The sequence below is a fragment of the Roseateles sp. P5_D6 genome, assembly GCF_054049415.1.
On the sequence record NZ_JBFUMK010000001.1, the window covers coordinates 316783 to 330986 of the forward strand.

The following is a 14204-nucleotide window of genomic DNA, read 5'->3' on the forward strand; positions in this document are numbered from 1 at the left end:
AGAGAACCCGAACCGGCGGGTGGCGATGCTCGAACGCCGGGTATGTCAAACAACAGGAGTTCGTATGAATCACCATTCGATGAATGGCCGAGGGGTCGTGTTGGCGGTGCTTGCCGCTGCCGCACTGGCCGCATGTGCCACGACGGGCGACGCCCCGAAGGAGCAGATGGCGGTGGCCAATTCCGCTGTCGACCAGGCCAGCGGCAATGCCGCCGAAGCACCCGCGGAGCTGTCCACGGCCCGCGACAAGTTGGCCCGTGCCAACGTCGCCATGGCCCGCAAGGACTATGTGGCGGCCCGCCATCTGGCCGATGAAGCCGCGGCCGATGCGGCCCTGGCCCAGGCGACTGCCCGCACCGCCCGCTCCAGCCGCGCGCTGGCAGAGGTGCGCGAAAGCATCCAGCAGTTGCGGGCGCAGCTGAACCGTTCCTGATTCATTGAAAGGATTGCCATGACTTCCCCTACCCGATTTGTTTCGACACTGACCGCCCTGGCCGCTGCAACCGCCCTGTTCGCGGGCTGTGCCAGCGCCCCCACCGTCACGCCCGCCCTGCAACAGGCTCGCTCCAATGTGCGCAGCGCCGAGGCTGACCCGGCCGTGCTGAAGTACGCCTCGCTGGACGCCAAGAAGGCCGCTGATTCGCTGCGCCGAGCCGAAGAGCTGAGTGCCAAGCGCGAGTCGCCCGCTGACATCGACTCCGCGGCCTATGTCGCATCGACCCAGGCACGCACGGCGATGGCCATCGGCCGCGCTGCCACGGAAGAAGAGGCCATCAAGTCCGCCGAGGCCGACCGCGAACGCGCCCGCGCCGACGCCAATGCCAACCGCGCCAACGTTGCCCAGAACCAGGCCGCCAACGCTCAGATCGCAGCCGCCAATGCCAATGCCGACGCCAACGCCGCTCGCCAGCAGGCGGCCGCCGCCAACGTGGACGCCGCCCAGGCCCAGGCCCAGGCTGCCGCACTCGCGCAGGAGCTGGCCGATCTGCAGGCCCGCCAGACCGACCGCGGCATGCTGGTCACGCTGGGCGACGTGCTGTTCGAATTCGGTCGCGCCGAGATCAAGCCTGCCGCGCAGACGTCCATCGCCAAGCTGGCCCACTACCTGACCCAGCATCCCGACCGCCGCGTGCTGATCGAGGGCTTCACCGACAGCGTCGGCAGCGACTCGGCCAACCTGACGCTGTCGCAGCGCCGCTCGCAGGCCGTGGCCGAAGCGCTGCGCGCCCAGGGTGTCGACCCGACCCGTGTCGCGACCCGCGGCTATGGCGAGGCCTACCCGGTGGCCAGCAACTCAAGCACGTCCGACCGCGCAATGAACCGCCGCGTCGAGGTTTACATCTCTAACGATAACCAGCCGGTCCGCGCGCGTGGCTGATCGCCACATTGCGCCACATCGCTGTCATCACGCATCACAGGAGATTGAGATGACCCAGTACCACAGCTCACGATGTCGCCTGGCCACCGCCTGGCTGGCCGCCGGCCTCATGGCCATTGGCGGCATCGCCCAGGCAGCGCCCCGGGCCAAGAACGTCGACCCTCAGCGCCTGCAGTACGAGCGCGAACGGGCCAACTGCATGACCGGCCAGACCAACCAGCCGCGTGACGTCTGCCTGCGCGAGGCCGGCGCGGCCTATGCCCAGGCGCGCCAGGGCAAGCTGATCTCGCCAGGCGACCGTCCTGAGCAGTGGGCGGCGAATGCGCTCAAACGCTGCCAGGCTCAGCCCACGATGGAAGATCGCGAGATGTGCGAACGCCGCGTGCGCGAAGGCCAGGTTGTGGGCAGCGTGGAGGCCGGCGGCCAGATGACGACGCTGACCGTCGAAACCCCAAAAAATCCGGGTTGATCGCCGGGTTGATCGGAACGCAATGAAGACTGGGGGAGGGTGACGAGCCTTACCCCCGGCACTGGTTGCAACGCTTAGGGCTGCTTGGTTCCCCACCTGACCCGGTTGGGCGCGCTTCCATGCGGGGAGGCCCGTCGAGCGAGATTCTAACCGGGGAGAAATTGCCGGTTGATCGAAAGGTCCATCGCGAGGGTCAGCAGGGCCAGTGCGGTGAGATAGCCCAACAGATGCAGGCGCGCCTGGCTCATGGCCCAGTGGCCGCAGATCATGTAGCCCACGAGCGCGATGAGCTTCGCGCCCAGCCACCAGTCGCGGATGGGGTGGTAGCCGATGGAACCCCACAGGCTCAGGCCCGTGACGATGAGGCAGGCATTCACGCCGAAGACGAGCACCAGCAGGCGGGCGTCCTTGGCGAAACCCTGCAGCTGTGGGTTGCCGAACTGGACCAGCAGGCCGCGCACGAAGAACAGGCCCACGCTGCACCAGGCCAGCAGCACATGCCACTGAATCATCTGCGTGTAATACCAACTCATGGAGCCCCTCGCCCGGTCTCGCCGCGCTGAACGCGGGCGACCCCGGTCGGTCCCCCGAGGGGACGGCGATGCTTGCGGCATCGAGCCGCAAGCACATCGCCATGGCGGGCCGGCTCGGGAGCGGCCCAGCGCTCGGCCCGTGGAGCGTCACACCACATATCAGCGCAGGTGTAGGTCGTCTTCGCTGAAGCGGATGTCCAGCGGCTCGATCAGCAGTTGCTTCTCGCCCGCTTCCACCGTGCCGGCCACCCAGGCCTCAATGCCGCAGTCGCGCGCCACCTGCGCAGTGCGCTCGGCGTCCTCGGCCTTGACGAAGATGGCGAAGCCCGCGCCCATGTTCAGCGTCGAATAGGCCTCGCGGTCGTCCTGCCCGGCCTGCTTCTGGATGAAGTCCAGCACCGTCGTCTTGGGCGGCACGGTGTGGATGCGGTAGGTCAACTGGCTCGGGTGGCGCAGCAGCTTGCGCCAGCCGTGGCCGGTGATGTTGGCGCAGTAGTGCGGCGCGATGCCGGCCTTCCACAGCGCTTCGGTGACGGGCGAATACAGGGCCGTCGGCGCCAGCAGGGCCTCGCCGTAGCTGACGCCCGGCTCGATCTCGGTCAGATAGCCCTGGGGCAGGCGCTCGGCCAGCTTGCGCGCCAGGCTCAGGCCATTGGCATGGATGCCGCTGGAGGCCAGCAGCACGATGGCATCGCCGGCGCCCAGCTTGTCGCCGACCGACAGGCGCTCCTTGGGGTTGATGAGGCCGGTGCAGGAGGCGGCCAGGTCGATGCGGCCGTCCTCGACGATGCCGGCCAGGGCCGGCGTCTCGCCGCCACCCCAGGCGACCTGGCAGGTGTCGCAGGCGGCCTTCCAGCCGGCCACCAGGGCCTGGGCGCGCTGGGCGTCGCCGAACCAGTCGCTGCCGCCGGCCGCCCAGTAGGCCTGCACGACCAGCGGCGTGGCGCCGACGGTGATCAGGTCGTTGACGGCCATCGCGATGGTGTCCTGGGCGATGCCGGCGAAGAAACTCTTGCCCGTCAGCTTGGCCATCTCGTCGGCCACCAGGGTCTTGGTGCCCAGGCATTCGACGATGGAGGCCAAATAGAAGGGCCCCACGTCGACGACATAGGCCGACTCGCCACGCGAGGCCTTGACCTCGGTGAAGCCATGGCCGGCCAGGTGGGAGGCCGTGGCGGCGGCGGCGCGCTGGGCTGTGATCTTCAGCGGGTCGATCAGGTCGTAGTTGACGCCGGCCTGGTCGTAGGTGAGGGGTGCTGCGGGGGAGGTCATCCCGCAATTATCGACGGAGGGCCACTCATAGAATGACCGTCATGAGTTATCAGGTCCTGGCCCGCAAATACCGTCCGCAGAGTTTCGAGCAGCTCGTCGGGCAGGAGCACGTCGTGCAGGCCCTCGCCAATGCCTTGACGCAGGGGCGCCTGCACCACGCCTATCTGTTCACCGGCACCCGCGGCGTCGGCAAGACGACGGTGTCGCGCATCCTCGCCAAGAGCCTCAATTGCACCGGGCCGGACGGCACAGGCGGCATCACGGCCCAGCCCTGCGGCGTCTGCCATGCCTGCCGGGATATCGATTCGGGTCGCTTCGTCGACTACGTCGAGCTGGACGCGGCCTCCAACCGCGGTGTCGAGGAGATCTCGCAGCTGCTCGACCAGGCCGTCTACAAGCCGGTCGTCGGGCGCTTCAAGGTCTACATGATCGACGAAGTGCACATGCTCTCGAACACTGCCTTCAACGCGATGCTGAAGACGCTGGAGGAGCCGCCCGACTACTTGAAGTTCGTGCTGGCGACGACCGATCCGCAGAAGGTGCCGGTCACCGTGCTGTCGCGCTGCCTGCAGTTCAACTTGCGGCCCATGGCGGCGGCGGACGTGCAGATGCACCTGGGCAATGTGCTGGGCGCGGAGAGCGTACCGGCCGAACCGGGCGCGCTGCGCCTGCTGTCGCGTGCGGCTCGCGGCTCGATGCGCGACGGGCTGTCGTTGACCGACCAGGCCATCGCTTTCGGCGCGGGGTCGCTGACTGAAGCCGGCGTGCGCCAGATGCTGGGCAGCGTCGACCGCGGCCATGTCGTCGCCATCGTGGATGCGCTGGCCGCGGCGAGCGGTGAGGCCGTCGTGGCCCAGGCCGATGCGCTGCGTGGCGCGGGCCTGTCGGCCGCCGGCACGCTGGAGGACCTGGCCACGCTGCTGCAGCAGATGGCCCTGGCCCAGGCCGCGCCGATGGCGCTGGACGATGCCGACACCGAAACCGCCGAGATCCGCCGCCTGGCTGCTGCCTTGCCGGCCGACGAGATCCAGCTGATGTACAGCATGGCCCTGCATGGCCGCGCCGAGCTGCATCTGGCGCCAGACGAATATGCGGGTTTGTTGATGGTGCTGCTGCGCATGCTGGCCTTCCGGCCGGCCGGCACGAGCCCCAAGCCCATCAAGGCCGCGGCCCTGGTGAGGCCGGCGGCAGTGGCCAAGGCGGTTGTCGCCGTGCCGCTGCCCAAGGTGGCGCCACCGGCGCCGGTGGCGGTGCCCAAGGTTGTCGCGCCGGTCCCGGTGGTCGCGGCGCCCGTGGTGGCCGAGCCGGCAGCCCCCAGGCTCAGCGACCGACTGCGCCCGCGCCCGGTCGAAGTCGAGGCGCAGGCCGATGACGACATGGATGGCCCGCCGCCCGACGATGCGCCGCCGCCGTGGATGGAAGCCGATGACGCGCCCGTGTCGACCGCCGCTGCCCGCGAGCCCGAGGCGCCGCGCCGCTCCGAACTGCGCGAGACACCCGAAGGCGCGCAATGGGCCGAGCGCATCGCGGCCCTCAACCTCGTCGGCATGACGGGCGAGCTGGCTCGCCAGGCTCAGGCGCTGGGCTGCGCGAGTGTCGATGGCCGCGAGGTCTGGACGCTGCGCGTCGAGCGTGAATCCCTGCGCGCGCCGGCCCTGATTGCCAAGCTCGAGTCGGCCCTCGAGGCCAGGCTCGACATCGAGGCCGGCGTGGCCGAAGACTCCATTGCCCTGCGCACGGTCGCCCGCGCCGAGGCCCAGCAGCGCGCGGCCGAGGATCTGGCTGCCCAGCATCCGATGACGCGCACACTGCTTTCCCAATTCCCGTCGGCGCGCATCCTGCCGGGCTCCGTGCAGCCGCTGACTCTCACTCCATAGACAAGGACACGATCATGATGAAAGGCCAACTCGCCGGCTTGATGAAGCAAGCCCAGGCGATGCAAGACAACCTGAAGAAGGCGCAGGACGAACTCGCCAACATCGAGGTCGAGGGCCAGAGTGGCGCCGGGCTCGTGAAGGTGCTGATGACCTGCAAGCACGAGGTTCGCCGCGTGACCATCGACCCCAGCCTGCTGGCCGATGACAAGGACATGCTGGAAGACCTCGTCGCCGCCGCCTTCAACGACGCAGCCCGCCGCGCCGAGGCGACCAGCTCCGAGAAGATGGGCAAGCTGACGCAAGGCATGCCGATGCCCCCCGGCATGAAGTTCCCGTTTTGATGGCCCACCCCCGAGGCGCTTCGCGCCTCCCCCTCAAGGGGGCGCAGCCAGTGGCCTGGCAAAGCCAGTTCCACGGCTGCCGCTTGATGAGATCGCGCCTGCGGCTGCGATCGTTTACTGACAACGTGGCTTCGATTTGAACGCACTGGATACGCTTGTTGAGGCGCTCAAGCGCCTGCCTGGCGTGGGCCAGAAGTCGGCCCAGCGCATGGCCTACCACCTGCTGCAGCATGACCGGCTGGCCATGCCGCGTCTGGCTGATGCGCTGACGGCGGCGGGCGAGCACATCAAGCATTGCGAGCGCTGCCATACCTTCAGCGAAACGCCGATCTGCAGCGTCTGCGCGGACGCCGACCGCGACGCGCGGCTGCTGTGCGTCGTCGAGACGCCGGCCGACCAGGCCGCGCTGGAGCGCACCGCGTCCTATCGCGGCTACTACTTCGTGCTGCTGGGGCGGCTGTCGCCGCTCGATGGTGTGGGCACACGCCAGATCGGCGCGGCCGAATTGCTGGCGCGGGCGAGCGAGGAAGGTGTCGAGGAAGTCATCCTCGCCACCAGCTTCACCGCCGAGGGCGAGGCCACGGCCCATGTGCTGGCCGAAGCGCTGCGGGCGCGGAGCATCAAATCGACGCGGCTTGCGCGCGGCGTGCCGGTGGGCAGTGAGCTCGAATATGTGGACCTGGGCACCATCGCTCATGCCTTGACTGATCGACGCTGAGGAAGCCCGGATGACGATTGCCCAACTCTGCCTGCTCGTCGCCTGCCTGCTGCCCCTGGGCTGCACATTCCTGGCCAAGTCCAAGGGCTTCGGCAAGCGCAGGCGTGATGGCGGTTTCGACAACAACCAGCCGCGCGAATGGCTGGCCAAGCTCGACGGCTGGCAGGCGCGGGCCAACGCGGCCCAAGCCAACAGCTGGGAGGCCCTGCCCATCTTCGTCGCCGGCCTCTTTGTCGCCCATCAGCACCAGGCCGCGCAGGGCAGCGTGGATGCGCTGGCCGTGGGATTCGTCGCTGCGCGCCTGGCCTTCATTGGCGTCTATGTGGCGGACCGCGCCTCGCTGCGCTCACTGGTGTGGGCTGCAGGCCTGGCGGCCTGCGTCGCACTGTTCCTCGTTCGCTGAAATAAGGCTCAAGGCGTGGCCGCGGCCACGACGGTGCGGCCCTTGCCGCCCTTGCCCTTGGGCTGCGCCTTGGCGGCCACCTTCACGACCTTGGCGGGCGTGGCCTTGGCCACGGCTGCCTTGGCCGGCGAATAGGCGGTGTAGACGACGACGGCCTGGCCCGGCTTGAGGCGGCCGTTGGCGACCAGCTTGTTCCACTGCGCCACCTGCTCGCTGCGCACCTTGTAGCGGGCGGCGATGGTGGCCACGGTGTCAGCCTTGCCGGCCTTGTGCGTCACGCGGCGCAGCGGCGGCGCGTCGGGCGCGAGGTTGAGCGCGGCGGTGTCGGCCAGGCGCTCGGACACGTCGGCGACGATGTGCTCGCCGCGCGGCACCAGCAGCGTGGAACCGGCCTTCACGAGCATCTTGGGCGGGATCTTGTTGATGTCGCGCAGCAGCGCTTCGCTGGTGCCGGCACGCTTGGCGGCCTCGCCCGGGCTCATGGTCTTGGGCACGACCCAGGCCGTCCAGCTCGCGAGCGGGCCGCTGTGGCGGGCCAGGTTCTCGGCGAAGGCACTGGCCTGGTCATAAGGCAGCAGCACCTGGGGCGTGGCGGCGGCCAGGATGACCGGCTTGTTCATCTGCGGGTTGAACTGCTGGAAGGTTTCCAGTGTGATGCCGGCAAGCTGGGCGGCCAGGGCCACGTCGATGTCGCGCTCGATCTTCACGCTCAGGAAATACGGGTGGTTGGCCACCACCGGCAGCGTCAGCGCATAGCGATCGGGTGCGAAGACGATGTTCTTCACCGCCTGCAGCTTGGGCACGTAGTAGCGCGTCTCGTCGGGCATCTTCAGGCTGGCGTAGTCGGTCGGCAGGCCGAGCTTTTGATTGCGCGCCACCGCCTTCTGCACATTGCCCTGGCCCCAGTTGTAGGCGGCCAGCGCCAGATGCCAGTCACCGAACTGCTTGTGCAGGCGGCCGAGGTAGTCCAGCGCCGCGCGCGTGGACGCAAGCACGTCGCGTCGGTCGTCGCGGAAGATGTTCTGCTTGAGATCGAAGTCGCGCCCGGTGGCGGGCATGAACTGCCACATGCCGGTAGCCTTGGCCGTCGACACGGCGTGCGTGACGAAGGCGCTCTCCACGAAGGGCAGCAGGGCCAGCTCGGCAGGCATGCCGCGCTTCTCGACTTCGTCCAGGATGTGGAAGAGGTAGCGGCTGCCGCGCGTCGTCATGCGCTCGACGTAGTCGGGGCGCGCGGTGTACCAGGCCTCGGCCTTGCGCACCCAGTCGTCGTCCAGGTCCTGCAGCTGGAAGCCCTTGCGCACGCGGGCCCAGAGGTCGGCGTTCACATCCGGCGCGTCGAGGTCGACCTTCTCGCCGGGGCGCAGGTTGTCCTCGAGCAGCTCGGCCGCGATGGCGCGCACCGGCGCGGGTGCCGCGAGCGTCAGCGGCGCGGGGGCAGGTTCAGCGGCAACGGGGAGTGGGGTAGGCGGGGTGTCGAGGCTGGCGGGATCGACCGGAGCGGTGGTGGCGCAGGCGGCAAGCAGGGCAGCCAAAAGGATCGGAGAAAGGCGCGCGAGCGCCTTGGGAGAGAGTCGGTGAATCAGGGTCATCGGAATCCGTTCTTCCATTCGCGCAGGGTGGCGAACACATCGACCGGGCTGGGCGCGGCCGGGAGTTTGAGGGGGGCGTGGCGGCGAGCGGCCTCACGCAGAGCGGCTTCGGTACAACGCAGGAAAGGGTTGATGCGCACCTCGTTGCCGATGCGGCCGGGCAGCGTGGGCCGGCCGGCGGTGCGTTCGGCCTGGCACCAGGCGGCATAGGTCGCCAGCGCCGCGTTGGCCGGGTCCACCTCGCGCGCAAAGCGCAGGTTGGACAGGGTGTATTCATGGGCGCAACAGACCTGGGTCTCGGACGGCAGCGCGGCCAGGGATTGCAGCGAGGCATGCATCTGCGCCGGCGTGCCTTCGAAGAGGCGGCCACAGCCGGCGCTGAAGAGGGTGTCGCCGCAGAAGAGCAGGGGGTCGCTGCCAGGGACGTCAGCAGCAAAGTAGGCGATGTGACCCGCGGTGTGGCCGGGCACGTCCATGACGGCGAACTTGAGGCCGAGCAACTCGACCGCATCGCCGCCATGCAGGCGCTGTACTGGTTCAGGCAGCTCCTCGTGGACGGGGCCGTAGATGGGGCCTTGCAGGCGCGGCCGCAGTGCGTCGACGCCACCGACGTGATCGCCATGGTGGTGGGTCAATAGAATGCCCGCCAGCGTCAGGCCCCGGGCATCCAGCGCCGCAGCCACCGGCGCGGCGTCGCCGGGGTCGACGACGAGGGCCTCGCGGCCGTTGTCCAGCAGCCAGAGGTAGTTGTCGTCGAATGCAGGAAGCGGCGTGAGCGTCAAACTGAGCGTCAATGGCGCCAACCCATGACAGATAAAGCGCCGAGTATAGATTTGACAGCCTGGCTGCAAACCCCGCCCGGGCACCATCTGCTTGCCTGGGAGCAGGCCCAGGTCGACGCAGCCGTGACCGATTTGTTCGGGTTTCACGCCTTACAACTCGGCCTGCCCGAACTGAACGGTCTGCAGACCAACCGCATGCCCCACCGCTGGCTGGCCGGTCGTGACCTGCTTTGCGATTTTGACGCGCTACCTTTCGAAAGCGCCAGCCTCGACCTCGTGCTGCTGCCGCACGCGCTGGAGCTGGCGCCAGACGCCCACGCCTTGTTGCGCGAAGTCGAGCGCGTGCTGCGGCCCGAGGGGCGGCTCATCGTATTCGGCTTGAACCCGGCCAGCCTGTGGGGGCTGCGCCAGAATCTCGGCCGCCTCAAGCGCCGCGGCGAGCCCTATCTGCCCCGTGATGGCGACTTCATCGGCTACTGGCGGCTGCGCGACTGGCTCAAGCTGCTCAGCTTTGACGTCGAGGCGGCGCGCTTCGGCATCTATCGGCCACCGCTGCGCTCCGAGGCGTGGCTGCAGCGCTGGCGCTGGGTCGACGGCATCGGCTCGCGCTGGTGGCCGGTGCTGGGTGCGGTCTATTTCATCCAGGCGGTCAAGCGCGTGCACGGCATGCGCATGATCGGCCTGGCCAAGAACTCGCGTGCAGCGGCAAAAAAGGCGCCCGCCGTTGCGCTGAACAACCACCACAAAAAAGAATGACCGAACCGACCCCCAAGCCCACCACCCTTATCAAGCGCCCGCAGGTCACCATCTACACCGACGGCGCCTGCAAGGGCAACCCCGGCCCTGGCGGCTGGGGTGCCTGGCTGAGCAGCGGCGGCCACGACAAGGAACTCTTCGGTGGCGAGCGCGAGACGACCAACAACCGCATGGAGCTGACCGCGCCCATCGAGGCCCTGGCCTCGCTCAAGCGCAGCTGCGACGTCGTCGTCTACCTGGACAGCGAATACGTGCGCAAGGGCATCACCGAATGGATCGTCAACTGGCAGCGCCGTGGCTGGAAGACGGCCGACGGCAAGCCGGTCAAGAACGCCGACCTCTGGCAGCGGCTGGACGCGCTGCGCAAGTTACACACGGTCGACTGGCGCTGGGTCAAGGGCCATGCGGGCGACCCCGGCAACGAGCGCGCGGACATGCTCGCAAACAAGGGTGTCGCCTCGCTCAGTAAAGTCCGCGCCACCTAAGACAGAAACCGCCTCATGAAGCTGCTGCCCTTGCTGTTCGCGCTGTGTGTTGCCGGCGCTGTCCAGGCCCAGACCTACACCGTGGTGTGTGCCAAGACCGCCTGCGGTCACCTCAAGGTCACCGAAACGGCCACCCGCCTCGAGACCGACTACAGCTACCGCAACAACGGCCGCGGGCCCGACCAGAAGGAGGTGCTGGAACTGGCCGCAGACGGCACTTGGGCGGCCTACCACACCGAGGGCGTCTCAACCTACGGCGCGCGCATCGACGAAAGCTTCGAGCTCAAGGACGGCCGTGCCAGCTGGCGCTCGCCCGTGGACCGCGGCGACAAGCCCGGCGTGGGCCGCGATCTCGTCTATCTGCCCGTGCAGGCCAGCCCGGCCTGGGCCGGCCGCCTGGCGCGCACCCTGCTGCAGCGCTCCGACCACCGCGCGGCCGCGTTGCCGGTGGGCCAGATCAGCATCGAGCGCGTGCAGACGCTCAAGCCGGCCGGTGCCAGCTTCGAGGTTGGCCTGTACGCCATCGACGGCCTGGACCTCGATCCCAGCTACCTCTGGCTGCGCGAGGACAACCAGGCGCTGTTCGCCCAGGTCTCGCCGGGCTGGGGCGGCACGCTGCTGCAGGGCTTCGAGGCCGAGATGGACCGGCTGTCCGACGTGCAGAAGGCTGCGCAGCTGGCGCGGCTGGAGCGCCTGGCCAAGACCCTGCCCAAGCCGCTGCCCGGCCTGACCGTCATCGAAGGCGTGCGCTGGTTCGACTCGCAGGCCGCCGCGCTGCGCGGGCCGTCCGATGTCTACCTGCTTGAGGGGCGCATCGCGGCAATAGCCAAGCCCGGCAGCCTGAAGAACGCCGAGCCGGCCCAGCGCATCAGCGGCAAGGGCCGCACGCTGCTGCCCGGCTTCATCGACATGCACGCCCACCTGGACGCCAGTGCGCTGCTGCTGAACCTGGCCGCGGGCGTGACGGCCGTGCGCGATGTCGGCAACAGCAATGCCGACCTGGCCGAACTGAAAGGCCGCATCGAGCGCGGCGAGGTGCTCGGCCCGCGCATCGCGGCCAATGGCTTCATCGAGGGCAAGAGCCCGTTCTCTTCGCAGTCCGACTTCGTGGCAGACAACCTGGACGAGGCCCTGGCCGCCATCGACTGGTACGCCGCCCACGGCTACCGCCAGCTCAAGCTCTACAACTCCATCCGCCCCGAGTGGGTCAAGCCCATGGTGACGCATGCGCGCTCGCTGGGCCTGCGCACCGGCGGCCATGTGCCGGCCTTCATGACGGCGCGCCAGGCGGTCGAGGCGGGCTACGACGAGCTGCACCACATCAACCAGGTCACGCTGAACTTCCTGGTCAGCAAGGGCGACGACACGCGCACCCTGCTGCGTTTCAACCTGCCCGGCGACAAGGCGGCCGACCTCAAGCTCAATGACCGCCGCACGCAGGACTTCCTGGCCCTGCTGAAGAAGAAGGGCACGGTCGTCGATGCGACGATGACGGCCTTCGAGGCCCAGTACACGCAGCGCCAGGGGCAGCCCAATCCCAGCTATGCGATGGTGTCCGCGAACTGGCCGGCTGTGCTGCAGCGCAGCTATCTGTCGGCCGAAGTCGACATGGACGACACCAAGGCCCGGCGCTGGGGCGCGAGCTGGAAGGTCATGATGGACCTGCTGCGCCGCATGCACGCGGCCGGCATCCCGCTGGTGGCAGGCACCGACGCGACGCCCGGCTTTGCACTGCAGCGTGAGCTGGAGCTCTACGTGCAGGCCGGCATCCCCGCCGCGCAGGCGCTGAAGATCGCGACCTGGAACGGTGCCAAATACAGCGACCGCCTGAGCGAGATTGGCAGCATCGAGCGCGGCAAGCGCGCCGACCTCGTGCTGATCGACGGCGACCCGGTGGCCGACATCCGCGCCATCCGGCGCATTGCGCTGGTCATCAAGGGCGAGCAAGCGCTGTCGCCCTCGGCCCTCTACCAATCCATGGGCATCCTGCCCTTCGTGCCCTCGGCGGAGATCATCAAGTGAAGCCGGAATTGAAGCGATTGGCCGCACTGCTGCTGGCCCTGCCGCTGATCGCACAGGCCGACACGACGCTGCGCTTCTGCGCCGCCGGCAGCCCCAAGACCTTCGACCCGGCGATGACCGACAGCGGCATCGACCATGTCGCCCACATGCCCATCTTCAGCAACCTCATCGAGGTCAAGCGCGGCACGGATCAATTGATTCCTGGCCTGGCAACGAGCTGGAGCATCAGCCCCGATGGCCTGGCCTACACCTTCGAGTTGCGCCGCGGCGTGACCTGGCATACCGCCGAAGGCTTCAAGCCGACGCGCGAGTTCAATGCCGACGACGTGATCTTCACGTTCGGCCGCCTGCTCAGCCGTGACAGCGCGTTTGCCAAGGCCTTTCCGAGCGTGTCGCCCTATGTGGCGTCCTTCGGCTGGGAGAAGCTCATCGCCAAGGTTGAGAAGCTGGGCGACCACCAGGTGCGCATCACGCTGGCCGAGCGCGACGCGTCCTTCCTGTCGGCGCTGAGCTTCGCCTTCACGATGATCCAGTCGGCCGAGCTGGGTGCCCAGCTGCTCAAGGCCGGCACGCCGCAGCGCATCACGCAGATGCCCGTCGGCACCGGCCCCTTCCAGTTCAAGAGCTTTCGCGCCGACAGTGTCATCCGCTACGTGAAGCACCAGACGTGGTGGCGCAAGGACGAGAGGCCGCGCGCCGACCAGCTCGTCTTTGCGATCACGACCGATGCCAGCGTGCGCGCCCAGCGCCTCAAGCGCGACGAATGCGACATTGCCTACCCGGTCGGCCCGGCCGAGCTGGACGAGTTGAAGAAGGACCCCGCCATCAAACTGGCGACAGCGGCCGGCATGAACATCGGCATCCTGGCCTACAACACCAAGCGCCCGGCCCTGTCCAAGGTCGAGGTGCGCCAGGCCCTGGACATGGCCATCGACAAGGCGGCCATCGTCCGCACCGTCTACGGCGACGCCGGCGTGCTGGCCAGCAGCGTCATCCCGGCCGCCAACTGGGCCCATGACGCCACGCTCAAGCCCGTGCCCTACGACCCGGCCAAGGCCCGTGCCATGTTGCAGAAGGCCGGCGTGCTGCCACTGGACATCACGCTGTGGGCCATGCCGGTGGTGCGCCCCTACAACCCCAACGGCCAGCGCATGGCGCAGATGATCCAATCCGACTGGGCCAAGGTCGGCGTCAACGCACGCATCGTCACCTATGAGTGGGGCGAATACCTGCGCCGCATCGATGCCGGCGAGCATGACGCTGCGCTCAGCGGCTGGAATGGCGACCCAGAGCCCGCCAACACGGCCGGCCAGCTCGCCTGCGGCTCGGCCAGCGGCAGCTTCTGGTGCAACCCGACCTACGACAAGCTGCTGGCCGAAGCCAGGCAAGCGTTGAAGCAGGAAGACCGCAAGGCCATCTACGCCAAGGCCCAGCGCATCGCGATGACGGAGCTGCCCTGGACACCCATCGCCCACGGGCGCTTGGCCGTGCCCGAGCGCGCAGCGGTCAAAGGCTTCATCCTGGATCTGGATGGCGGCATGTATTTCGACGGGGTTCTCCCCCGATAAGAGGAAAA

At 68.4% G+C, this 14204-nt stretch carries 15 protein-coding genes and 1 other RNA gene; 11 read left to right on the top strand and 5 right to left on the bottom strand.

Annotation, left to right across the window (positions count from 1 at the left end; translation table 11 throughout):
- Positions 1-64 precede the first annotated feature (64 nt).
- Genes ACXJKM_RS01360 through ACXJKM_RS01370 form a run of 3 tightly spaced genes read left to right on the top strand, consistent with a single transcriptional unit; the run spans position 65 to position 1847 of the window.
- The gene (locus ACXJKM_RS01360) at positions 65-433 is read left to right on the top strand and encodes a DUF4398 domain-containing protein (RefSeq protein WP_457349748.1); all 369 of its coding nucleotides are present in this window, start codon (positions 65-67) and stop codon (positions 431-433) included.
- A gap of 18 nt (positions 434-451) precedes the next feature.
- Complete coding sequence (locus ACXJKM_RS01365; RefSeq protein WP_056198040.1) at positions 452-1378, top strand: OmpA family protein; 927 nt, start codon at positions 452-454, stop codon at positions 1376-1378.
- 49 nt (positions 1379-1427) lie between these two features.
- Entirely contained in the window at positions 1428-1847 is a 420-nt protein-coding gene (locus tag ACXJKM_RS01370; protein WP_457349750.1) for a hypothetical protein, read from the top strand.
- Positions 1848-1885: 38 nt separating this feature from the next.
- Here the strand turns inward: ACXJKM_RS01370 and ffs are convergent.
- The 3 genes from ffs to ACXJKM_RS01385 form a co-directional block, all read right to left on the bottom strand.
- Positions 1886-1983: signal recognition particle sRNA small type (gene ffs / locus ACXJKM_RS01375), an RNA gene on the bottom strand.
- Between the two features lie 10 nt (positions 1984-1993).
- A complete protein-coding gene (locus ACXJKM_RS01380) occupies positions 1994-2380 on the bottom strand; it encodes a SirB2 family protein (RefSeq protein ID WP_457349752.1) in 387 nt (128 codons plus the stop codon).
- Between the two features lie 159 nt (positions 2381-2539).
- Positions 2540-3652, bottom strand: coding sequence for an AIR synthase-related protein (locus ACXJKM_RS01385; protein WP_457349754.1), 1113 nt, complete (start codon positions 3650-3652; stop codon positions 2540-2542).
- A 41-nt stretch (positions 3653-3693) separates the two neighbouring features.
- Between ACXJKM_RS01385 and dnaX the strand changes: the two genes are divergently transcribed.
- The 4 genes from dnaX (at position 3694) to ACXJKM_RS01405 (ending at position 6991) form a co-directional block, all read left to right on the top strand.
- The gene (gene dnaX, locus ACXJKM_RS01390) at positions 3694-5529 is read left to right on the top strand and encodes a DNA polymerase III subunit gamma/tau (RefSeq protein ID WP_457349756.1); all 1836 of its coding nucleotides are present in this window, start codon (positions 3694-3696) and stop codon (positions 5527-5529) included.
- Between the two features lie 14 nt (positions 5530-5543).
- Positions 5544-5870: a YbaB/EbfC family nucleoid-associated protein gene (locus ACXJKM_RS01395; RefSeq protein ID WP_056198033.1), complete on the top strand. Its 327-nt coding sequence runs from the start codon at positions 5544-5546 to the stop codon at positions 5868-5870.
- A gap of 136 nt (positions 5871-6006) precedes the next feature.
- The gene (gene recR, locus ACXJKM_RS01400) at positions 6007-6588 is read left to right on the top strand and encodes a recombination mediator RecR (protein ID WP_457349758.1); all 582 of its coding nucleotides are present in this window, start codon (positions 6007-6009) and stop codon (positions 6586-6588) included.
- Positions 6589-6598: 10 nt separating this feature from the next.
- Positions 6599-6991 carry an MAPEG family protein gene (locus ACXJKM_RS01405; RefSeq protein ID WP_457349760.1) on the top strand — a complete coding sequence of 131 codons (393 nt, stop codon included), beginning with the start codon at positions 6599-6601 and terminating at the stop codon, positions 6989-6991.
- An 8-nt stretch (positions 6992-6999) separates the two neighbouring features.
- Here the strand turns inward: ACXJKM_RS01405 and ACXJKM_RS01410 are convergent, their stop codons facing one another.
- Together ACXJKM_RS01410 and gloB are read right to left on the bottom strand one after the other, a co-directional pair.
- Entirely contained in the window at positions 7000-8583 is a 1584-nt protein-coding gene (locus ACXJKM_RS01410; RefSeq protein ID WP_457349762.1) for a transglycosylase SLT domain-containing protein, read from the bottom strand.
- Positions 8580-9365: a hydroxyacylglutathione hydrolase gene (gene gloB, locus ACXJKM_RS01415; RefSeq protein WP_457349764.1), complete on the bottom strand. Its 786-nt coding sequence runs from the start codon at positions 9363-9365 to the stop codon at positions 8580-8582. Before gloB ends, ACXJKM_RS01410 begins: the two co-directional genes overlap by 4 nt.
- Before the next feature lie 51 nt (positions 9366-9416).
- Between gloB and ACXJKM_RS01420 the strand changes: the two genes are divergently transcribed.
- The 4 genes from ACXJKM_RS01420 to ACXJKM_RS01435 are packed head-to-tail and all read left to right on the top strand — an operon-like array spanning position 9417 to position 14196.
- Positions 9417-10121, top strand: coding sequence for a class I SAM-dependent methyltransferase (locus ACXJKM_RS01420; RefSeq protein WP_394326323.1), 705 nt, complete (start codon positions 9417-9419; stop codon positions 10119-10121).
- Positions 10118-10606: a ribonuclease HI gene (gene rnhA / locus ACXJKM_RS01425; protein ID WP_457349766.1), complete on the top strand. Its 489-nt coding sequence runs from the start codon at positions 10118-10120 to the stop codon at positions 10604-10606. The genes ACXJKM_RS01420 and rnhA overlap by 4 nt, the downstream gene beginning before the upstream one ends.
- Before the next feature lie 15 nt (positions 10607-10621).
- A complete protein-coding gene (locus tag ACXJKM_RS01430) occupies positions 10622-12628 on the top strand; it encodes an amidohydrolase family protein (RefSeq protein WP_457349768.1) in 2007 nt (668 codons plus the stop codon).
- Positions 12629-12636: 8 nt separating this feature from the next.
- The gene (locus ACXJKM_RS01435; RefSeq protein WP_457349770.1) at positions 12637-14196 is read left to right on the top strand and encodes an ABC transporter substrate-binding protein; all 1560 of its coding nucleotides are present in this window, start codon (positions 12637-12639) and stop codon (positions 14194-14196) included.
- Positions 14197-14204: the final 8 nt, after the last annotated feature.